This window comes from Flavobacterium piscinae, assembly GCF_004122145.1.
In the GTDB taxonomy this organism is placed as follows: Bacteria; Bacteroidota; Bacteroidia; order Flavobacteriales; family Flavobacteriaceae; genus Flavobacterium; species Flavobacterium piscinae.
Map to the genome: position 1 here is coordinate 15,905 of NZ_SBKQ01000002.1, position 21,563 is coordinate 37,467.

The 21,563-nt window shown below is 35.1% G+C and carries 17 protein-coding genes and 6 tRNA genes; 2 read left to right on the top strand and 21 right to left on the bottom strand.

From position 1 onward, the window contains the following. Positions 1 to 82: 82 nt before the first annotated feature. The 15 genes from EQG68_RS01670 to EQG68_RS01725 all read right to left on the bottom strand — a co-directional run bounded on the left by EQG68_RS01670 (position 83) and on the right by EQG68_RS01725 (position 9,631). Positions 83 to 1,087, bottom strand: a complete 1,005-nt coding sequence (locus tag EQG68_RS01670; RefSeq protein ID WP_246011605.1) for a slipin family protein — start codon at positions 1,085 to 1,087, stop codon at positions 83 to 85. A gap of 500 nt (positions 1,088 to 1,587) precedes the next feature. Next, a tRNA-Leu gene (locus tag EQG68_RS01680) sits at positions 1,588 to 1,657 on the bottom strand. A gap of 304 nt (positions 1,658 to 1,961) precedes the next feature. Continuing rightward, a complete protein-coding gene (locus EQG68_RS01685) occupies positions 1,962 to 2,282 on the bottom strand; it encodes a hypothetical protein (protein ID WP_164975362.1) in 321 nt (106 codons plus the stop codon). A gap of 113 nt (positions 2,283 to 2,395) precedes the next feature. After that, positions 2,396 to 2,467 (bottom strand) — tRNA-Glu (locus tag EQG68_RS01690). 4 nt (positions 2,468 to 2,471) lie between these two features. Next, positions 2,472 to 2,542, bottom strand: a tRNA-His gene (locus tag EQG68_RS01695). Between the two features lie 6 nt (positions 2,543 to 2,548). After that, positions 2,549 to 2,636 (bottom strand) — tRNA-Ser (locus EQG68_RS14965). Between the two features lie 7 nt (positions 2,637 to 2,643). Beyond that, a tRNA-Asp gene (locus tag EQG68_RS14970) sits at positions 2,644 to 2,716 on the bottom strand. Between the two features lie 24 nt (positions 2,717 to 2,740). Beyond that, positions 2,741 to 2,812 (bottom strand) — tRNA-Asn (locus EQG68_RS01700). Between the two features lie 921 nt (positions 2,813 to 3,733). Continuing rightward, entirely contained in the window at positions 3,734 to 3,877 is a 144-nt protein-coding gene (locus EQG68_RS14975; protein WP_164975363.1) for a hypothetical protein, read from the bottom strand. A 37-nt stretch (positions 3,878 to 3,914) separates the two neighbouring features. Next, positions 3,915 to 4,076, bottom strand: a complete 162-nt coding sequence (locus EQG68_RS14980) for a hypothetical protein (RefSeq protein ID WP_164975364.1) — start codon at positions 4,074 to 4,076, stop codon at positions 3,915 to 3,917. A 98-nt stretch (positions 4,077 to 4,174) separates the two neighbouring features. Continuing rightward, on the bottom strand, positions 4,175 to 5,140 hold the full coding sequence (locus EQG68_RS01705) for an STING domain-containing protein (protein ID WP_129463058.1): 966 nt from the start codon (positions 5,138 to 5,140) through the stop codon (positions 4,175 to 4,177). Between the two features lie 5 nt (positions 5,141 to 5,145). Continuing rightward, positions 5,146 to 5,550 carry a hypothetical protein gene (locus tag EQG68_RS01710; protein WP_129463059.1) on the bottom strand — a complete coding sequence of 135 codons (405 nt, stop codon included), beginning with the start codon at positions 5,548 to 5,550 and terminating at the stop codon, positions 5,146 to 5,148. A gap of 13 nt (positions 5,551 to 5,563) precedes the next feature. Beyond that, entirely contained in the window at positions 5,564 to 6,574 is a 1,011-nt protein-coding gene (locus EQG68_RS01715) for a cyclic GMP-AMP synthase DncV-like nucleotidyltransferase (RefSeq protein WP_129463060.1), read from the bottom strand. A 97-nt stretch (positions 6,575 to 6,671) separates the two neighbouring features. Further along, positions 6,672 to 7,679, bottom strand: a complete 1,008-nt coding sequence (locus EQG68_RS01720) for a helix-turn-helix transcriptional regulator (RefSeq protein WP_129463061.1) — start codon at positions 7,677 to 7,679, stop codon at positions 6,672 to 6,674. Between the two features lie 2 nt (positions 7,680 to 7,681). Then, the gene (locus tag EQG68_RS01725) at positions 7,682 to 9,631 is read right to left on the bottom strand and encodes a DUF2779 domain-containing protein (protein WP_129463062.1); all 1,950 of its coding nucleotides are present in this window, start codon (positions 9,629 to 9,631) and stop codon (positions 7,682 to 7,684) included. Between the two features lie 302 nt (positions 9,632 to 9,933). Between EQG68_RS01725 and EQG68_RS01730 the strand changes: the two genes are divergently transcribed. Continuing rightward, entirely contained in the window at positions 9,934 to 10,413 is a 480-nt protein-coding gene (locus tag EQG68_RS01730) for a DNA N-6-adenine-methyltransferase (RefSeq protein ID WP_129463063.1), read from the top strand. Here the strand turns inward: EQG68_RS01730 and EQG68_RS01735 are convergent, their stop codons facing one another. The 6 genes from EQG68_RS01735 to EQG68_RS01760 all read right to left on the bottom strand — a co-directional run bounded on the left by EQG68_RS01735 (position 10,414) and on the right by EQG68_RS01760 (position 19,483). Further along, on the bottom strand, positions 10,414 to 10,614 hold the full coding sequence (locus EQG68_RS01735) for a hypothetical protein (RefSeq protein WP_129463064.1): 201 nt from the start codon (positions 10,612 to 10,614) through the stop codon (positions 10,414 to 10,416). Beyond that, on the bottom strand, positions 10,611 to 11,405 hold the full coding sequence (locus tag EQG68_RS01740; RefSeq protein ID WP_129463065.1) for a phospholipase D-like domain-containing protein: 795 nt from the start codon (positions 11,403 to 11,405) through the stop codon (positions 10,611 to 10,613). The genes EQG68_RS01735 and EQG68_RS01740 overlap by 4 nt, the downstream gene beginning before the upstream one ends. A gap of 207 nt (positions 11,406 to 11,612) precedes the next feature. Continuing rightward, positions 11,613 to 12,077, bottom strand: coding sequence for a hypothetical protein (locus EQG68_RS01745; RefSeq protein WP_222845195.1), 465 nt, complete (start codon positions 12,075 to 12,077; stop codon positions 11,613 to 11,615). Between the two features lie 704 nt (positions 12,078 to 12,781). Continuing rightward, a complete protein-coding gene (locus tag EQG68_RS01750) occupies positions 12,782 to 13,522 on the bottom strand; it encodes a LytR/AlgR family response regulator transcription factor (RefSeq protein ID WP_129463067.1) in 741 nt (246 codons plus the stop codon). Positions 13,523 to 13,524: 2 nt separating this feature from the next. After that, the gene (locus EQG68_RS01755; RefSeq protein ID WP_129463068.1) at positions 13,525 to 15,528 is read right to left on the bottom strand and encodes a histidine kinase; all 2,004 of its coding nucleotides are present in this window, start codon (positions 15,526 to 15,528) and stop codon (positions 13,525 to 13,527) included. Positions 15,529 to 15,595: 67 nt separating this feature from the next. Continuing rightward, the gene (locus EQG68_RS01760) at positions 15,596 to 19,483 is read right to left on the bottom strand and encodes a S8 family serine peptidase (protein WP_129463069.1); all 3,888 of its coding nucleotides are present in this window, start codon (positions 19,481 to 19,483) and stop codon (positions 15,596 to 15,598) included. Positions 19,484 to 19,762: 279 nt separating this feature from the next. On the opposite strand from EQG68_RS01760, the gene EQG68_RS01765 reads away from it, so the two are divergent. Further along, complete coding sequence (locus EQG68_RS01765) at positions 19,763 to 21,562, top strand: T9SS type A sorting domain-containing protein (protein ID WP_164975365.1); 1,800 nt, start codon at positions 19,763 to 19,765, stop codon at positions 21,560 to 21,562. The last annotated feature ends 1 nt before the right edge of the window (position 21,563 follow it).

Genomic DNA, 21,563 nt, shown 5'->3' on the forward strand with positions numbered 1-21,563 from the left:
AAATGTCTTTCAACTGTCCGATGATGTTTCCACTGCCGGAAACGGTGATTTCACCAATTCTGTCAGCAATTTTCTCTACGTATTACATCTCTTTCAATTTCCATAACATTTCGTTGTCCTCCATTAATTTGGCGGTGTTCAACATACTTCTCATAGCAGCAGTTTCCTCTCTTCTCATGATGCTGTTGGCTTGGGCTTTCTTTTCAGCTACCAATACTTGGTTCATGATTTCTTTCATATCACCGGGTAAGATGATATCCCTAATACCGGCATCTAAAATTTTCAAACCCAAGGCTTCACTTCTTTCCACCGTTTGCTCCAAGATGGCTTGTGCAATACTGTCTTTTCTGCTCAACAATTCATCTAAAGTAAAACCACCCACAAAGGCTCTCAAGACCAACTGCATCATCACATACAATTGTTTGTCAAACGCTTTGTTATCCACTAAAGCTTTGGTCATATTCACCAATTGATAGCTCACAAAGAAGTTGATTCTCAAGGTTGCTTTGTCTTTGGTCAACAATTCCTGACCTGAAATCTCCATTTGTTGCATTCGGATGTCGGCTGTTTTAACCTCTACAGCAATAGCATTGTTCCAAAAGTAATAACTACCTGCTTGCAATTCTTTTACAAAAGCACCATTCACAAACAATAAACCTTTTTCATACTCCATCACCTGAAATCTTCTGGTGTAGGGTCTTAACTTACTGTTTTCCAAAAGTGCTTCATTGACAGCTTCTGTGATGGTTACTTTAGACAAATCCACCAAAATGAAACTGTTTGCTTTGTAACCTTTCCAAAAGGCATACCTACCGGTTGTCAATACTTCACTGAAAATACCGTTTACAAAGTACAATGCAATTTGAGCATCGGCTACTTCCACCACTTCCAACATAGAAGCTAAGGTATCATTTTGTAACAAAAGGGTTAATTCGATGGGGGCTACGAAAGATTGATTCATTTCATATACCTTAATTTCCCTGTTTCCAAACACCCAGTGGTCGCCTTCTTGCAACACTTTTTCTAATTTTCTGTTTTTAAATACCAAACCCACTTGGTAGGCATTCATTGTAATTTTTCTGATCATTTTGATTTTGTTTTACTGTTATTTTTAACCCCATATTTATTCGGCATAAGGCTCAAATTGCCTGATTGCTATACCGCTTTCATTTCTTTTTTTAAGCTATGATTTTCTCTAAAGGAGTGAAACGCCTTAATAAGCCCAAAAAACTATGTCTCTATGTGGTTAATTCTTTACTAATTCTTTTTACTAATAAAAAACCATTGGTCATTGTCCTCAAAAAAAAGGACGGAATAAAGGAGGTAAACGCAAGTATTAGATTGGTTTCTGTCTTATTTTCTGAAAAAAGCAATTTCTTTCAGGCAAAGCAAAAAGCAAAAAAACAGTTGCGAAAACGTCGTCTTCATGCAGGTCTTTTTTGGAGTGTGAAGGATTTATTGCTAAACCCATCACCAACAAAGACCAATCGTTTTTTTTCTTTCATTCTTTTGGAGAGTGAATGGAACTCTGAATTACTACATGAACAGTGTAGTGCTCTACCCACTGAGCTAACGCATCGGTATGCGTACGGGATTCGAACCCGCGACAACTGATAGTCTTCAAGAGCCTAAATCTTGTGCGTTTGACCACTCCGCCATACTACTTTCGTAGCAACAGGATTCGAACCTGTGAGACCTTGTCGGCAATTTTTTGGAAAACCACCTAAACCTCCAACTCAAGTTGCACAGTACAACATCATTCGCCTGAGCGAAACGAATACTACAATGGTGCTATACAGAAACACGCAACAGGACTTGGTTAGTATCCTCTAATTCTAAAATCTTCATTCGTTATTCTTCAATCGTTATTCTTCAATCGTTATTCTTCAATCGTTAATCTTCAATCGTTAATCGTTAATCGTTAATCACAAACAAAAATTTCAAATTTCTCCTAACACTATTTACAATAAACCCATCGCTTCTTGATGTGCTTTATCCCGGGCATCAATCGCTCCAAACGGACTACCTTTAAAATAACCGATGTTTTTGAATCCGTTTTCTTCCGTAAGTAAGGATTCTTTTTTTGTAATCGCTCCGGTATATTTTGAACCATAGTTCCCCGTGATTTGCTTAGTGGCCGGATCTACATCTCCCCATTTTGGCGTTTTACCGTTATAAATAGGTTCCACAAAATAGATGATACCGGTTATCTTAGACTTCATTAAAAATCTACCCGTTTCATCGGTGTTGGTTAAAAACCGTTTTAAAATGTCTGGTCTCATCACTTTACTTATTTAAATTAAACATCAACTTGTGGAACAGATTTGAATCGAACAAATGCCTTTAGTGCTTCAAACTAACGTGCCACACCTTGTACACCACTGTTCCCATTTTGTACTCTGTAAGGGAATCGAACCCTTATCTCTCGGTAGAAAGCCGAGTGAACTAACCGTTATTCGAACAGAGCCTTGGGTGTTTTCGGGAATCGAACCCTGTTTTGCTGAATCACAATCAGCCGTTTTACCAAATAAACTAAAAACACCGTATGCGGAGAGCAAAGGAATCGAACCTTCACCACACGAATGTGAATCTGATTAGCAGTCAGACGCAACGAACCACTAGTTGACCTACTCTCCAATTTTGCGGCTTATACGGGAATCGAACCCGTTTCTCCCGAGAGACAGTCGGGAAGGTTAGCCAGTAACCCCAATAAGCCGGTTCCTTTCTACAGAACTATGTGCGATTTTGGAAGGAGTTGAACCTTCAACCTCCGGGTTAACAGCCCATTGCTCTACCGTTGAGCTACAAAATCATTTTTTATCTTAATAATCCGCGTTTGGTATAACCAATCCGTTTCCTCCGCGTTCTATTTTTTCGCCACGGATTACACTGATTTTAACTGATTTAATTTTACCAATTATTCTAATTTTTAAAATCTGAGTTCAAAATTTAGCCATAAAAAAAGCACCTCATCAAAGGTGCTCCGTATCATCACAAGGGAATATACTATCCCATCGTCCTGTACTTTTGCACCGGTTTATATCTATCCCCAAACGCCACACTTGGATGAAGACTATTTTTACGCTCTATTTGATTTGAATAACTCATATTCTATTCTTTTACTTATTTAACTATTTTACCAACTCCACTCCCAACTCCATACTCCCTACTCCAAACTCCCTACTCCCAACTCCCTACTCCCAACTCAAAAATTCCTCCGCAAAGATAAAGTCAAAAAAAACTAACTTCCAAATAAAATTTCAATTTATTTTATTGATTTTCAGTTACTTATACTTATTTTTAGACAATAAAAACCCGCTCCGTATTCCTACAGATGAGTTGAAATTGTCAAATGACTGTCTCTCATTTGGTTACTTTTCAAAACTATATTGCAATCATTGGGTTAGTTGTGAAACTTTTTTTTAAATAATTTTTCATTTTTTTCATATTCAATCGGTTATAAAACAAAAAAACGCCCTTTTTGCAAAGGACGTTGGTGTATATAAATGCTTTTTTAGCTAAAAAATCAATTCGTTTTTGTTGTAAAAACCATACCAACGTCCAACCCTTTACTCGGATTTTGCCCGAATAAACGATCACTTTCTATCGAAAGAATGTACATTTTATGTTGGTTACTGTTTTTCATAATGGAGCAAATGTAGGAAGAAAAAGTGTAATAATACAAATGGGATGTTAGGTGGCTTAATTTTTTAATTGATGACAAATGATTTCATTACGACTTCTTCACTTTTGATTGACTTGCTTGATTCAAACGTTTTGCTTGTGCTCTTGCTTCTTCTAAAGTAATGGGAGATTTTTTGGATAGCATCTCCATGCCTAACCTGGCTCTTTCCTGAAAGGATATTTTGTAGTTCATGCTTAGGAGTTTGATTACAAATATAACAATTTTAGCATTACGCTCTAATCTCCACCACCTCCAACCACACCAACACAATATACACCAAACACATCACCGCCATCACACGAGTAGCATAGTGCATAATCGTAAAATACCACGGTATTTTCTCCACCAAACCCGAATTGATTTTGGTTAACCGCTTTTTAAAATAAGCCATAAAAAGGGGAGCAAAATACATGAAAAAGGCAAAGCTAAAGAGGGGTGCGAAAACTTTTTGCTGAAAATTTTGTGTAGGTAAAAAAACCTAAATTGAAATTATATATCAATAATCTCAATATCAACAATATCCCTTGCAATTGAACTTTTTTTAATTAAATATTCTAAAGTTCTTTTAAAATTTCTAATTTCATGAACTTCTAAAACTTCTTCTTTGACAGATTTACCCAAGTGCTGTTTTTTTGAATAAATTTCAATTGACATATTTAAAGCATTTAGTGTTAGAGGTATATCTACCAGATGTAATAAGTTTTTTTCTGCTTTGGAAACATCTACAGAAAAATCATAATCTCTTACATCCTTTGGTTCAACTTTTAATTTTTGCCACCCTCCTTTTAATCGTTTTGCAATAACTTTATTAAACATGTCATCACTCAAATCATTTGGAATTAATATTGTAAATTTTAGATCTATAATTTTAAATTGAGAACCATTTTTTAAATTAAAAACTTTACTATCAGCTTTATCTTCTAATAAACGTTTAACTGTTTTTTCAACAAAATTGTTAAAATAACCATAAGCTAAGGCAGTAGATGGCAAAAATCCTAAATCAAAAGTTTTTTCTTTATTTTCTATATGTTTTTTTATTTCAAATACTTGCTTAGTAATAACTTCATTAAAGTTAGGGTTTCCAATCTTTGGAATAAATGGTAAGGTAATTCCATATAAGTCAGATGGGATTTTAGTTTCTTCTTCAACAATATAAAAAACTCTTGTAGGTCCCAACCCACCAGTAAATAATCCAAACTCAAATAAAACATTATCTCTTACTGTTTTTTGTTTTATTTTACGAGATATTGTTACATCATCTGCTGTTGCAATTAATATTGCATAATCATAAAAAGCAATTTGTCCTTCTAAATTTTCAAAATTACTTTTGCCTAATTGAAAAGCTTTTGTCCACAAAGTGCAATCAGCAAAACCTTTTAAGAGATTAATTATTTCTTCTGCTACTTTTTTTCCTTCTTTAGAGGAGCCTATAAATATATTTGGTGTAAAATCCATATTTTTTAAATTTTTCTATGTTCAACATAGGGGTGTAACCACTTTCCTTTAATTTGATATAATTCATAAAAAACAAACCATTCATGTGTCCATGGCATTATTGTTTCATAAATATGAGATGACTTGGCATCGTAAATAAAATCTTTTGGATAATATAAACATAAATTACCCTCTCTGTAGATATGAATGTCATCATCATATTCAATATGAGGATCTACAGGAAAAACCTTTGGTGAAATACCGGGTTTCCATTCAATTCTATAATGATAAGTTCGAGAATATTCTGAAGGTTTACAATATCCATAACATACTAATTTTCCATTTTTAATTTGAAATTTCAAAAAAGGAAAGTGTTTTTTCAATAAGCTTATTTCTAGAAATATTGCTAAATGTTTTTTTATCCCACGCATGGGAATGTACCTTTTAATCGCCATAATTTCTATGTGGTTTATGTACAACTCCACTATTATCATTAATTCTACCATTATTATCTAAATAAGCCGACCCACTCAAAACATGTGATGCAGCAGATAAAAGTGCTTGCTCTTTTGAGTCTAAATCTTCATCAGCACCTAAAGGAAATCGTTCTCCTAAGTATTTTCTCCAAATTTTAGATGATTCTAATTGATTTTTTTCATCTAAAGCGTCTTTTGCATCATCAACAAATTTGTCTAATTCTTTTTTAAATTTCTCTTTTTGGTCTTGACTTAGTTTTGATGTCAAATCATCAAATGGCTCGACAGGAGAAATGCAAGTAACGCTCCAATAAAGTTCGGCTTTGATACTTTTCAAAGTTTCATATAAACTCTCATCATCCCTGTCTAATTTTTCAGAAAAATTATTACAAACCCAAACGGCAAATGCTATTCCACTGGGCATTTTAAAATTACATTTGGATGACCAAACTTTTAAATATTTAATAATTCTAACTAACTGTCCATTTGAATCCTTATGTTTTGCCAGCCAATTAACCATATGCCATGGATCATCTTTTATCCAGCCATTACCTTTAACAGCCATATATGCATAATCTTCATCTTTTACTTCGTAATATGAAGGGAAATCAATATTATAGGCTGACTTAAACAATACTCGGATACATTTTTTTCTATGTTCAGCACCATCTGCAGTATGGTCTTTTACAGCATCATAAATATACTTTTGTACGGTATCAGCACTTACTTCTGGCTTTTGAGGTAAGAATACACCTCTATCAGCATCGTAAGTACCATCTTCTTTTATTATGATGGTTTTCATATCCTTTGCACCTGAACCTTGCGTGTAATAAGTTGGGGTCATGTTTAATTTCTCCCTGAGTTTAGCAGTAATTTTTTTTTCAAGTGCTTCTCGAGAGGTTTTCATTTTCTGCATTTCTTCATTTGAAGGAGTAATGACTTTGTTAAAGTCTAAAAAAAGTTTGTTGCAATTTGCCATAGCATCTTTATTTGTAGGTTAATATTATTTTACGCTACAAATAAAAGATGACATGACGCAGTGTATATGCGTCATAAAAAATAATAAAAAATAATTTTTAAATCACTGTTTTGTAGTTATTTACAGCATTTATAAATTTTTTCTCAAATTCTAATCGAATTGATTCTGGTGATAAAACAGTGGCTGTATCTCCATAACTTAATATCTTTGAATAAAATTCATAAGAAGGAATAATACATACTTTAATAATAAAATTTTTTTTTGTGTCCTCGACAACAACTTGTGAATGATGTATAGGTAAGGTTTTTAAATAATTACCTTGTTCAGGTTTAAAAGAAATGATTACATCAATAGGCTTTTCTTCGGGAACTGTAATGCCAAATGAAAATTTAAAATATTCTTTACTATCAAAAAAAACTTCACTAAACGATTCTTCTGTACTAGAGACATCAATAATTCTATCTAAAGCAAGAGTAATAAGACTATCGTACTTTATGTTTTTGCCTATTATGTACCATAATTGCTTATCCTCTTTCAGTAAAATAGGCTTAATTTTATGTGTTTTAATTATATCATCAAACCTTTGATATTCTATCTCTATAACTTTCTTTTTTGTAATGGCGTCTAATATATCTGCAATTAATTCAACTCCACCAATTTGTGGATGTTTTTCAATTTCAAGTAATGTTTCTTTTTCAAAGAGTTCTTTTATTTCAGGTGCAATATTTGAATTATCTATAACTTTTTGTACAGCATTTGTAATTTCTTTAAAAATAGGATACTCCTTATACTGACTAACAGTTTTATCATAGAATAGTAGAGCCGTTATTTCTTCTGGCTCTAGTTCTAAAGAGGGAAAAATGCTTTTAGGAATTTCTTCATAATAATAAGTTTTTGTATTATCATCTTTTCTTATTGGAAGAAAAAAACCTAGTTCAGTATCTTCTGCTAAATCTTCTAAATCTTTTTGAATTGTTCTTATGCTAACTTTAACACCTGCATTTTTACAAATTTCAACAATCCTATTAGTTTTGTGTCTGCCACCTCTTCTTAGGATGTTATGAATAATTCTATATCTTTTTAAAGCTTCTTTATTTTTTGGCATAGCTATTTAATTAACTCTTTAAAATGTTCATAAATCATAACCATAGCTAGAGTATCTAACTCACAATATTTAAATAATGCATTAGTCAATTCATCAATTTCATGTTGTTCCATATCTGTATATTGTAACTTGCCATAAGCAGTTAATGCTGCTCCACCATTATCGATATTTTCAATCTCAGACAATGTATTTTCTATTTGTTCCTCACTCCAACCATCAAAAAGAGATGGTAGCATTTTGTATGGACTTTTTACAATATCATTTTCAATTTCTAACCAAACGTGATCATCAGGAAAGTTTTTGCTAGATACATTTATTTGATTTAAAGGTTTTGAATATTTTTCTTTAAGATAGTTACTAGAACTCAATGATGCAGGTAAAACTTCCTTTATAGAATTTGAACCTTTAGTTAGTGGATTATAATAATAACGTTTTTCTACATCCCATAAATCAACCATATCTCTCTTACCTTTCCATTTAGTTGCACTTTCAGTTTTGGAATGAGAAATGCATTGTATAAATTTTATTAATTCCTCTTTATCATCTTCATTTGAATCAACCAATTGAACATAAATAGAATTGAGAATAGAATTTTCATGATTTGAATATCTAAATATTGTTCCATTATCTTTTTCTAAAGCAGTTTTTAAAGCCCTTATAAACTCAAAATTAGGAAAAACTCCTGCTTTATTATTTATATATTCATTAGCATGTTCAATTTTACCATTTTCATAATAAATATGATGAGAAAACTGAAATGCTATTTGTTCATAAGGCTTTAAATTATTATTGAATGGTATGGCGACAGTACTTGTTTCAAAATCTATAAAATGTAAAGGAAATATCCATTTACTCATTTCCTCTTTTAATCCATCTTTATCTACGTATATACTTTTATCTGAATTAACTTCTTTTTCAATTTGCAGCCACTGTCGATGAGAAGTAGATAATTTTTCTGATTCAATTTTTAAACCTATAATATCTTCTGAAAGTTGATCTTTAAAATAAATTCCTTCATCAAATAATTTATTTCCTTTTAAAAAGTAATAGATATCGAAAATTTTAGATTTATTAAATTCATTTTCAGTCCAATTATGCTGTCTAGTGAAGCATTCTTTAAATCCAGATTTTAATTTACCATCTTCACTTTTAAATTCACAGGATTTACATGTACTAAAAGAGGTTTTCCAATTAGCGTATTCATCTTTTTGATATAATTCCCTAAAAAAATTAATTGAGTCAACAAATGTTAGATTTTCATGATATTTGAATGTATTATCTTCAATAGCTTGAATAATTTCAGTTACATTTTTTCGGCCCAATATTGGATTACCAATTTCTTCAATTGAATTTACCATTTTTAAAATTCCAGTTCTGTTTTCTCCTTTACGACTTATTCTGAATAATTGATTTAATCCATTAATACTTGCTTTCTTTGACTTGTCAGCCATCATTAAATAAGATTGTATTATCCATTTTGGAAAACATAATTGGATAACATATTTTTGAAAAGCAATGTCAAAAAGATAAGGTTTCCAACTGCTAACAATTCCTCCTCTTTTTCCAATTAATAAATAATCATCATCTGGAGTAAATGACTTTGCTTTAACCTCTATTAATTCAATACTATTTCCTTTTTTTACTAAAATATCTGTTCTTATAAATAATCCATCTATTAAAAAAGCCGCTTCATAAATAATTACATTTTCTAATTTTAAAAGTTCTTTTGTTTGTTCCCATAGATGTTGATAATCCCAATCATTTCCTTCTATTAAAACACCGTTTGGATAATGCATCCTAGCTAATTCCTCTACCTGAAAACCGCCCTCTGCCAATGCTTCTAAAAAAGGATCAGATAATTTTGTGTTCTCATATTCTTTTTTATTGGTATAATAAAGTTTATTAGGGCATTCAAGACCAAGCTTAAATCTAGATTTCGTAAGCACTCTCATTTTTAAAATATAAATATTATTTTCTAATTTTATTAGAATATCAAATTTAACAAAAATCCCACCACAAAACCAATGTAAGTTATTGACTATAAATTCATTTTATCAACAATAAGCGAGCAATTTTATAGTAGAGCAAAAAAATCTTCAAAAAAAATCACTTTTCTACTTTTCTCAATCTCAATAGTTTACCAAAAAACAACGGTTAAAATCACACGCATCGTGTGTATAACTAATTGATAATGATCTATTTGTGCTTTGATATTTGAAAAATTGATCACATCTTTGTCCCAAATCATACGCAAATGGATGTACGCTTTGAACGATCAGAACAAACCACGGTAGAGTGGCTCACCCCACCCGAACTTGTGAAAAAATTGGGTACTTTCGATCTTGACCCGTGTACGCCCATCCATCCGCCGTTTGTGCATGCTAAACACAATTACAGCATTCACGATAACGGTTTACAGCAACCGTGGTTTGGCAGAGTGTACCTCAACCCACCCTACGGCAAAGGCATGGAAAAATGGTTGGAAAAATTAAAAATACACGGCAACGGCATCGCCCTTATCTTTGCCCGCACCGAAACCAAATGCTTTTTTGACCACATTTGGCACGATGCTCATGCCGTTTTGTTCGTAAAAGGAAGAATTAAATTTTATACGGTTTCAGGTGTGCAAGGTGGCACTCCCGGAGCACCAAGCGTATTTATTGCGTATGGAGAGGAAAATGCAACTCTTCTCAAAAACGCAGGAATAGCGGGTAAATATTTAAACTTGAAATAATTAAACGATTTCATAGCAGATAAATTCCGCTACATTGAATTCGGCATCAATAATCCATTCGTTTTCCTGCAAGAGTTTTACAATGGCTTCGTTTTCATCTTTAACCGCTTCTACAATACCCAAGACTTGCAAATTTTCCACTTCATTTCCATTAGGTGAAAGGGTTTCTCCTTCGGGGGTTAAGATGATGTATTTTTTCATTGCCATAATTTTTTATAGTTTCCATTTCCCAAAAACTCAATCAATCCCAAATCACGTAAAAGTTGTAATTGTTGACGGATTTTGGCTGGTATAGTATTATTGTTTGGATAATCTTTTTGTAATTGGGGTACAAAAGCATTGACATCATTCAAAGTAAACACATCTTTTGGTATAGATTGAATACAATTAAATACAATCAATTTCCAACCTTTTAAAGTACTACTGATAATGCCCTCAGGTAAAGTAATCACATCATTTTTTTCTACAGTTGCATCTACTGAATAAGTTGGTAAAGGAATCTGCTCACTTTTGGGAATTTTTTTCAATAATGAGCGTACTTCTTTGATGTGGTTTAATTCAATCTGACCCATCGTTTCATCACGCAATAATTGGTTAAAGTCGTTACTGATTTCAGAAACAATCGATGGTTCATCAATGTAAAATCCGTATTCGTAATTTTGCAACAAACCACCATTGGTTAAATTTCCGGAAGTAACTACAGCTTTTTTATCATCAAAAAGATAGATTTTAGCATGCAATCTCGAAAAATTCTTTACAACTCCTTTACTTTTAATGATGTGTTCTAAACCATTTAAATCAACCGAACCATTATAAATATTCATTAACTTAAAGGAAGTTATCAATTCCAAAGAGCTATTACTTTTTTTGTGTTGTAACAATTCCGCACAAATATTTTCTTTGACAAAAGGAGAAGTAATCTTGATGGATTCCTTTGCATCAGAAACCATTTGCATCAATTCATTTTTCCATGGTGATTTAATTATTTTCATCAAAAAAAGTATAACTCCCCCAAACCTACTACTTTTTATGTTGATTATCAAGTGAGAAAAGGCATTTTCTTTTGGAGTGAATAGTGATTAGTGATTAGTGAATAGTCCTTAGTGAGTAGCCAACAGAAAACCGATAACAGAAAACCGATAACAGAAAACAGATAACAGAAAACAGACAACAGACAACAGACAACAGACAACAGACAACTACCAATACTCCACCACCCAAACCCCTTTCTCTTCCGTTCGAACGGGTAGAAAGGCTCCTTCTTTTTCCTCAAAAAATTGGAGCTCCAACACATATAGTATATTGTGGTACTCGGCTTCTACTTTTGGCAATCCATAGGATAAGCCGGCGTTGACCTGTTGCTCAAAGTGCCACCCTCCGGAGTGTAGCTTTCCTTCCAACGTGTCCCAGTTATACCCCACGGCATGCACACGAAAACCCACCCACGAAACCTCTTCCGGAAGGGTGATGTTAGACAGCTTCAGTTGATGGTCTTCCACCGTGTACTGAAAACGCACCGCCGTCATCGGGTTAAACGAATACCCTTTCCACAACCGAAGGCCTTCCGGTTGGGCTAAAGCAGTCGCCAAGGTTCTTTCCCCACGAACGTGCTCCGTATCATACACCAACAACGAACGCATGTGTTTGGTCAGTGCATTCACCACCGCCAGGTTTTTCTTAGGTAAAACCCCCGCCAACGCCACCCGAATGCCTTTACAAGCTCTGGAAACCCGTCCGAACTCACTGGCATTTTTACGGCAATTGGCATATTTGGCACTGTGCAATAACTCCTTTGTCGTAAAACCCGAGATTTCCCGAATAATCAACTCACCGTCTAACTTGTATAACACATAGTGGTCCAATATCCGCTTGGGTATCTTCCCCGAATACGATTTGATTTTTGCCATGACTTCAATTGAATAAAAACACAACATTCATAGGAAGTTGTGGTACTACAAAAATAAGAAAAATAATATATATTTTTAAATTATTTTTTATAAACTATTGACTATAAATACATTAATTAAAGTAATTTAAAAAAAGAGAAATGGGTTGAAAAAATAAACTTGTCCATTTTCCACCCGAAATACCTTCAAAAGTAAAAAAAGCCATCCCCTGCCAACGCCTGATTCTACTGACAACAGCCGAATTCAGGGCGGTTTCAACTATCGCTAGACCTTCCTTGGGGGATGCTTCGTATTTCCTTCGGGTTTGCTTCGGGTTTGGTTCGGGGTTGTGGTACACTTTGTTTGAGCCTCCTTTTCAAAAAAAATACCTTTTCCGAACGAAAGTGGAGTTGATATGCCGGTAAACCGGAAGGCAAACTAATTTTGAGGGATCCAAACCCTAAAATGAAGTGTCGTGAAGCTTAAATTTCTAAAAAGTTCTCAATAAACCGCAAAAAATCCTCTTTTCGACGGGTAGACAAAACAATGGATTTTTTTGAATTCATTTCTACGGTTAATCCGTCTTTCTTGACAATTTTATTAATCTTTAAGGTATTGATGATAAACGAATTATGCACCCTGAAAAAACCGGTTTCTTCCAATTTATTTTCAAAATCCTTCAAATGTTTGGTCACCGTAATTTTTTCCTGGTTGTCTAAATACACATCGGTATACGGACCACTGGCTTCTAAATAAACCACTTCATTCAACCGAACCAATTTAATGCTGTCTAAAGCCCGCAGCATCAGCGAATTTTCCTGTTTAATTCGAAATTCATTGGCACTACCGGTTTTTTGTTCTTTTTGAATGGTTTCCAACGCTTTTTCAATGGCCGCTTTGAACTCAGCAATATTAATCGGTTTTAAAATGTAATCAAATGCTTTGTGTTTGATTGCCTCGATTGCGTATTTTTCATGGCCGGTGATAAAAATAACTTTGGCATTGGTTTTTTCAATTTGAGTAAAAATTTCAAAACTGGTTTCCTTGCCCAGATGAATATCAAACAAAAACAACTGATATTCCTCACGTTGAATGGCTTCTACGGCCTGCTTTACACTTGCGACAGTATCAATTTGACGAATGCTTTTAGAAAAATATTTTTCCAAAAGCGATTGTATCATGGAGCTGATTTTGGTGTTATCATCTAAAATTAATGCTTTCATAACTAAGCCGCTAAAAGAGGTAAGGTAAAGGTAACACAAACTTTCTTTTCATTTTTAACAAACGAAAAAGAAGTGTGTTGCCGGTGAATCTTGCGATGTAATTCCAAGCGTTGTTTGGTGATTTCCAATCCTCTTGAAGGTTCATTTCCTTGCTTTTTAGTGGCTGTGTTTTCCTCGCCAACAAGGGTATTCATCACTTTAATCACCAATTCTTTTTCTTGGTTTTTTTCAAAAAACACTTCAATTGTGCCCCGTTTATCCTGTTGAAAACCACTGTGTTCAATTGCATTTTCCAATACCGTTTGCGTTAAGGCACTCGGCAACATATAACGGTTTAATTCATGTTCGGTAAATTGGTCGGTCAACTGAAAATCAAACGAATCATCAAATCGATGCATTTGAGTTTTTAAATAATTGATAATCATTTGTTTTTCTTCAAACAACGACCATTCTTCTTTAAAAGTACTTTCTAACAACAAACGGGAAAACCTGGAAATGTCTGCCGTATAATTGATTAGTTTTTCATCCATCCCCTTTTCAATTAACGTGGCCTGTAACGCCGTAAAGGCATTGTTGATATAATGCGGATTAAATTGCGAACGCGTAAGTTTAGAACGCAATGCCAGACTTTGAATGGCATTGATTTTCTTTTGATAATAGACGATTAAAAATGCTACCAAAAACAAGACGGCTAACCCTAGGAAACTATACCTTAAAAACTGCTTTTGCTTTTCTATTTCAAAGGCTTGTATTTTCTCTTTTTGTTTTAAAATGGTAATTTCCTGGTCTTTCTTTTCGGTTTCATACGCGATAAGATTGCGTTGTAAATTTTGCACATTGGAATTCAACGTAATGCTGTCTAACATCCCAATGATTTCTGAATTTACTTGGGAGGCTTCTTCAAATTGTTGGGTTTGAATTAATACTTTGTTTTTTACATCCAACGATTGCCGTAACAAGTCCTGATTTTGAAAATTCCTATAATAGGCAATGGCTTTATCAATATAGGTTTCAGCTGCTTGGTAATTGCCTAAGTGATAGTTCACCGTTGCCAACAAACGATTGGCATTGGCCGTATGAAACCCAAACTGTTTTTCATCAGCGGTTTGCAGTACTGACAAACCCAATTGTTGGGCTTTTGAATAAGCCTCTTTTTGCACATACAAAAAACCTAAATTGTTCGCAATCAGCAATTCATTATTCAATTCTTTTATCTTTTTGGCTCTTTGTAAGGCTTTTTCCAATATGGCAATACCCTTATCCGTTTGCTCGGTTACTTTGTAAATATGAGCTAAGTTATTGCAGGAAGCCAAATAATTGTCTTGATGTGCCGTGGAGTGCTCTAAAAGGGCAATGGTTTTTAGAAAATACTTTTCGCCTTCGCTGTAGTTTGCAAATTTGGTATGAATATAACCGGAAACAGCCAACACGTAGATGTACTCTTTCAACTGGGTTTTCGGATTAATTTCAGATTCAAATTGCTTGAGGTATTCCAAAGCTTCCTGGTCACGTTGTAAACACAACAGCGAATTAATCACACCGGTTTGCGTTTCCATCACAACATTCCAACCGGTATAGGGATGCGTAATGGTTGGCAATAAAGCTAAATTTTCCTCATACAGCTTCAAGGCACCTTGACAATCTTTTTGTACTTCAAAGAGAATTCTTCCTTGAACACTGTTGTAAAAAGAACGCAATTGCACATAATCGTTGTGCTGAAGTAAAAAAGGAACTACTTTTTGTAGAGTAGAACCCGCTTTTTTTACATTGATTCGTTTTTCCATGGAAGCCTTATGAATCATTAAAACGTGTTGCACATATACAGAGGATTGAGAGGGTATAAGTTGGTCTATTTCCTGTATACTTTTTTCAACTGTTGTATTATCCTGACTTAATAATTGTTCTGCTTTTTTAAAAACAGGTTGATTTTCCCGAATCATTTCTTCCTCCGTTTGAGCAAAAAGCAGTTGAGAGATAAAACAAAAGAATAAGACTGAATATTTCATAATGAAAAATTTAGAGGATTAAAAGTAAAAGAAATAACCCATAATTAAAGATTGAAAGGCCAACTTTTTACAACAGAATTTTTTTAACCAATACTTCTCCATTAGCCAGAGTAATAGAAAGCATATATACCCCTTTTGCGAATGCATCGGTAGGAATAACAACCGTTGTATCGTGTAAACCCTTTTCGCTTACCACCAATTTACCCGTCACATCATAGAATTGTAGGGCAGAAATGGATTGGGTTAAACCGGTGATAAAAACCTGATTATCGCGGACAGCCGTTTGAACCGAAACGCCATTTTCTTCCCCTAAAGAAAGAGATTCATCCGTAAATTGCAGTGTAAATCGAGCTGAAAAAACTCCTGCCGCAGAATCAAAATAATAAGGCATCAACGAGATAGGGTGAACAACAGCCAGCCAGTGGTCAACTAAAAAAACCGGTTGTTCCTGATTAAATAGTCCACTACCGTGTAGCATTTCAATTTCAAATGTTCCGGATTGAGCGGTTTTAAAGGACAACGGAACGGTATCGGTTGTTTCAAAAGGTAAGCCTTTCCCTTGTATGGTAAATTCTTCTCCATTTATTAAAGAAGTTAAAGCGTTGGGATTGTCATCAATATACTGTCCGTCAATAAAAGCATCTACTTCCGAAGTAGCTTCCGGCAAATAGGCCACCATCATGTTGGAAGAAATGGTTTCAGGCCCTTTCAATTGAAGAATAATGCGATGAATAACATCACTATCCTCGTCAAAATGCGTTTGATTTTTTGGGGTATTCCTGCGTAACATAGGAGAAACGGTGTTACCTGTTCGCATGTAATTTTTAAATTTCAATTGGTTATTGCGGGTAAAAACCAAAAAACCCTGTCCGGGACGTACCTCTCTTCTCGGACTCCAGTCAAATGGATCGCCACTGTTTGACAAGCCACCCAAAAACAACGTATAAGTTGCATAGGAACTTGTAGCGGTATTATTCTCTTTTCGCCAAAAATAAATAGGGTCTTGAATACCGTTTTCAGCTGCAAATTGAAACAAATCAAAAGCTGACGGATATGGATTTCCGGTAGCCACATACTGAAACGCCGGTACAGTTAAAGTATAATCGCCATTGTGGGGAATACCTTCAAATGTGCCTAACCAAGGTGTTGGAGAAGTAGGATGATTATTAGGCATTCTAATTAAGTAACTTTCTCCCGTACCAAAATCAGTCACAGCCGGGTCCACAGATTGATAATTATTAGTAGCTGATTGGTAGCGATAAAATCGGTTTGCTACCGTGAGTGGCGAAAAGTCCTGAAGATTTTGCCCTTCCACCGGCGAAGACCACAACACATAATCCAATCGTTTTAATGGAGTGGTTTCCGTTTGAAGGCTAATTGGAGTTGAATTAGCGGTATTTTTTCGTTGGAGCAAATTAGCCGTTGAAGGAATGTGTAATGTCGCCAAAGGTGCCACTGAAATGGAATCAACTACAATCAAATTCTGGCCCTCGGTTAAACTAAAGACAGCATTTCCTTGCACAGCTATACTACAACAACTGAAACCGGGCCCCTGATAATTTCCGGTTATGACGGCCTCTTTTTCAAGGGTTGGTAATCCATTGCTCCAATTTGTGCCATTCCAAATGGTTTGACCACTGCACAAACCGGTTGCTATTTGCACTGTATATTCCTGCACTTGTCCGCTAAATGACGTTTCACACAACGTTGGGATGCCATTTTGCTTGATGGCAATACGCATCGTGGTGGTTGCATCATTCACAGTCAAGGGAATTGTAAAGGAGCCAGTAATCGGGTTAACGGTGGAACTGGCTCTGCTAAAAACCATTTCTCCGGGGTCTGAAAATAAACCATTCCGATTGTAATCAATCCAAACAGCTGCCCCATAACTGTAAGGAGTGGTCGTAAGTTGAAGGACATTTGGTTCCCCTTTCACCAATCGAATAGGTTGTTCGTGAAAACTATGGTAACCTTGGTTATAAATCAAAGTATTGTTTGTATAATCATTCAGTTGTACCATACGCATATTACGGTATAAACTCCCTGAGGAAGTGCAATAATTCCCTACTGTAGTAAATGCTAATAATGAACTGAAATCGGACGTTTGAGCACCACAAAACGATTGAATTTGGACTTCATAATCGGTTAAGGCCTGCAAACCGGTTAAAAGTATTTCTTGTTCAGTCGTTTCAATGGATTGCCAATTGGAATCGGATGTTTTTTTATACCGCACCCGATAAGGACGAATGGAGGTATCCCGCCATTTAATCACCACAGAGGAGGAAGTAATAGCGGAAAACGTCAAATCAGTAGGTACAGCGGTCGTACAATTGTGATTTACACCTGTAATGACCAAACTAAAAGGCTGAGAGCCTCCGGTTAACGTTCCTTTGTGGGTCACTTCTACCGTATAATTACCCGATGCTACTAAAATTGTTATTCGTTCGTATGGATCTACAGCATTGTCACCCGTCCCGGATGTAGTTGGTGATACTAACTTCATCGGGAAATAGGTCGTTCCATTTTGAAGGATGCGAACATCCAAATCGTTTATTAATCGGGAATGAGAAGAATTTAATGCCGTAGAAGGCACGCCGGGCAAGTCAGTCCAGCATAAGGATAATTGTAAAGGATTAATTCCATCCGATACAATTGGAAATGAGTAGACTTGACCGTTACTCAACGTTGACTCCATTATCTCCGTAGTTTTTCCTTTTCGTTGGATGGTTTGAATGGCTTTTTTACTGTTCAATAGTCCCCACCCTGAATAAGCATCCGGCCCTTGGGGTAAAATATCATCTGCGGTATGTAAAGCCAATGCTTTGAGGGTTGAGGCTTTCATAAAACCATTCTCTTGTTGATGAAAAAATTCCTGCCAAAGCATCAAAGAGCCGGTCACATTTGGTGTGGCCATTGAAGTACCGGTTAAAGAGGAACAACTAAAATTAGACGTACTATACGCAGATGTCACCTGTGTTCCCTTTCCGGCTATGTCGGGTTTAATGCGTAATTCATCCATTGGTCCTTGACTGCTACTTGCATTGATAGAAGCCGATACGAGCTCCCCTAATTCATTCAATACGATGGAGGTAGCGTTGGCTACAACTAAATTGTTTTTAGCACATTGATGCCCTGAAATTTTATCGAAACCGCTGAAATTCGGTTGAGTATTATAATTGGCCTGACCATCATTTCCGGCCGAAAACACTAGCAATAAATGAGGAGCATTGTGCATAATCAAGTCCCAATCAGCTGCCGTGCTACTGTAATTTCCAAACTCATAGGCCGGCAGACCATTATTAAACCAACCATAGGAATGATTGGTTATTAAAGCTCCTTCTAAAGCGGCTTGAGCAACCTCTGTGAAATGATTTGACCACCGATAATTTTTGGCAGTGGCTCGGGGTGCCATTCCTTTTGCCTCCCGCAAAGCCCTACCATTTCCCAGTAATGTTCCCGTTACGTGGGTAGCGTGATAATGGGTATAATCTCCACCCCCTTCTGCGGTTACGTCTTCCAAGGATACTCTAACGGTGTTGCCGGTTCCTTTGTACTCTTCATGCGTAACCCTGGGATGTCCCGAATCCCACACATAAAAAACCATATCTTGGCCTTGTAAATTCAAATCCAATCCACCAAAATCTTGTAAATAATTGGTACGGGTAGCTTGTGCTGCCAACGCATTATGGGATTGAAAATAGATGGGAACTCCCTGCTCATTGATTTTTTCCAACTCTATTTGAATGGAATCCGTTGACTTAATTTTAGGAAGTCGAACGGTTTTTAATCTTTGTTGTTCTTGTTCATACGCCTTTGAAAATTGTGTCACCAGATGTTGCAATGCATCTACTTCGCTTTTACTAAGCGGTGCTTTTTTACTGTATTCAGACGATTGCGAATACATTTGAGAAAAAGCTACGAACAGGATTAGGCACAGTACACTATTTTTCATCATTTATTCGATTTGGATTATTAAACAAACCTGAAAGGTAATGGTGAAAAAAGACTTCGTTCTATCTTATTTAATAGTATAAGTCAATCATTTAATAAACGTTGACTTTTAAACTAAAACTGTACAAACAAAGCTTATTGAATAATAAGTGAATTCCGCTGATTTAGACAATTATTAAATAAACCGATGCATTTATTAAAAGAACATTCACACCGCCTAATCTTACTGAAATTATACAAAAAAAGGGCTGTATTTTCGAATCAACTTAAAACCAATCTACTTATGAAAAAAATTTTACTTTTAGCGTTAGGGTTAGCCATTAACTATAACACTTCTGCCCAAGTGTTTAATTGGGTTCGCACCACCGGTGGAACAGCCGGAGAAACCGCATCAAAAATCGCAACCGATGCGTTAGGAAATGTTTATACCTTGGGGAGTTATACAGGGACGTTAGACATCAATCCATCAAGTGGTACGTTGAATGTAACAGCTGTTGGGGGTACCGATATTTACATTCAAAAGTTTGATGCTTCCGGTACTTTCATCAACGGAATTTCTATAGGAGGACCGGGTAATGATGTGCCGGGCGATATCCTGATAGATAACAATGGTTACGTCACGGTATCGGGTACTTTTGAACAATTTATTGACTTAGACCCCAGTCCGGCTCAAAATGGCCATGCTGTTTTTAACTTTGGAACGAGCAAAGATTTTTTTATAGCCAAGTATGATGATTTAGCTTATGCTTTTTCCAAAGCTATAGGCGGTGCAGGTGATGATATTGTAAACGCCATGGATGTGGATAGTAATAATAACATAGTGCTTACCGGTATTTACAGACAAACCGTTGATTTTAACCCAAATGTGAGCGTTACCAATTCTTTGACTACAACAGCTGGAGGCGAAGCCTATGTATTGAAATTGAATGAAAATTTAGATTATGTGTGGGTAAAATCGTTTGCAACGTCTGATACAAACGGAAACGTTGGAAATTCAATTAAAGTTGATAATTCAGGCAATATCATAGTAGGAGGTACTTTTAGAGGTTTATGTGATTTTGATCCAAGTGCAGGAACTACACAAAATGAAACTGCTCACGCAAGTTTTTCAGCTGGATTTATAGTAAAATTAACGTCTGAAGGGAATTACACTTGGAAGGCTTCATTAAATACAACTAATAATAACATATCTGGCAATAATTATTCAACAACTCCTGAAACATTTTTACGAGATATAGCTATTGATGGGAATGATAATGTAATAGCGGTAGGTTCTTTTAGAGGAAGAATTGTGGATTTTAATCCTTCACCAGTTGCGACAAATTTAATAGATAGTGATATTAATTTTCTTCCAGGTACACCGCCATCACCAGATGTCTATACCTATCTAAATACTGGCTTTTTGTGGAAGTTAAATCCTTCGGGTAATTACTTATGGGCTGGAGCTGTTCGAACGCCAAGTCAAAGTATATTGGCTAGTGTTAATCCTTTTGCAATAACTTTAGATAACAATAATGATTTTTATTTTACGGGTCATTTTAAATATACTATTGATATTAATCCAGCTAGTGGAAATACATCGTTAACAAGCACTGGAAATAATGATGTATTTATTGGTAAATTTAACGGAACAACTAATGCTTTAATTTGGGCGAGAAGTTTTGGGGGGTCTAATAATGTGTACACTAATGATATGAAAATATCTAATGGAAAGATGCTATTTAGTGGTAGATTCGCCGCTAGTGTTGATTTTGATCCAAATTCTGGTACTCAAAGTGTTTCTTCTCAAGGTGGAGAAGACTCCTATTTATTATCCCTCACCGAAACCTCATTAAACACAGCGTCTTTTGAAAAAAATGATTTTTTAATCTATCCAAATCCTGTTATATTTGAATTAACTATTCAATCCGTATTCAATAATTATCATTACAAAGTTTACACCGCTGATGGAAAATTAGTAAAACAAGGAACTTTTGATGAAACCACCAATTCAATTGATGTTTCAACCCTCACTTCCGGATTGTATTTTATTCATTTTGAATCAGATGGTTATCAAACGACACACAAAATAATTAAACAATAAG

Coding starts and splice junctions, on each gene's coding strand:
- EQG68_RS01765 (WP_164975365.1), top strand. CDS start 19,763: ATGAAAAAAATTTTACTTTTAGCGTTAGGGTTAGCCATTAACTATAAC.
- EQG68_RS01720 (WP_129463061.1), bottom strand. CDS start 7,679: ATGCCAAAAAATAAAGAAGCTTTAAAAAGATATAGAATTATTCATAAC.
- EQG68_RS01705 (WP_129463058.1), bottom strand. CDS start 5,140: ATGGATTTTACACCAAATATATTTATAGGCTCCTCTAAAGAAGGAAAA.
- EQG68_RS14980 (WP_164975364.1), bottom strand. CDS start 4,076: ATGGCTTATTTTAAAAAGCGGTTAACCAAAATCAATTCGGGTTTGGTG.
- EQG68_RS01735 (WP_129463064.1), bottom strand. CDS start 10,614: ATGAAAAAATACATCATCTTAACCCCCGAAGGAGAAACCCTTTCACCT.
- EQG68_RS01760 (WP_129463069.1), bottom strand. CDS start 19,483: ATGATGAAAAATAGTGTACTGTGCCTAATCCTGTTCGTAGCTTTTTCT.
- EQG68_RS01730 (WP_129463063.1), top strand. CDS start 9,934: ATGGATGTACGCTTTGAACGATCAGAACAAACCACGGTAGAGTGGCTC.
- EQG68_RS14975 (WP_164975363.1), bottom strand. CDS start 3,877: ATGAACTACAAAATATCCTTTCAGGAAAGAGCCAGGTTAGGCATGGAG.
- EQG68_RS01670 (WP_246011605.1), bottom strand. CDS start 1,087: ATGATCAGAAAAATTACAATGAATGCCTACCAAGTGGGTTTGGTATTT.
- EQG68_RS01685 (WP_164975362.1), bottom strand. CDS start 2,282: ATGAGACCAGACATTTTAAAACGGTTTTTAACCAACACCGATGAAACG.
- EQG68_RS01750 (WP_129463067.1), bottom strand. CDS start 13,522: ATGAAAGCATTAATTTTAGATGATAACACCAAAATCAGCTCCATGATA.
- EQG68_RS01755 (WP_129463068.1), bottom strand. CDS start 15,528: ATGAAATATTCAGTCTTATTCTTTTGTTTTATCTCTCAACTGCTTTTT.
- EQG68_RS01740 (WP_129463065.1), bottom strand. CDS start 11,405: ATGAAAATAATTAAATCACCATGGAAAAATGAATTGATGCAAATGGTT.
- EQG68_RS01715 (WP_129463060.1), bottom strand. CDS start 6,574: ATGGCAAATTGCAACAAACTTTTTTTAGACTTTAACAAAGTCATTACT.
- EQG68_RS01710 (WP_129463059.1), bottom strand. CDS start 5,550: ATGCGTGGGATAAAAAAACATTTAGCAATATTTCTAGAAATAAGCTTA.
- EQG68_RS01725 (WP_129463062.1), bottom strand. CDS start 9,631: ATGAGAGTGCTTACGAAATCTAGATTTAAGCTTGGTCTTGAATGCCCT.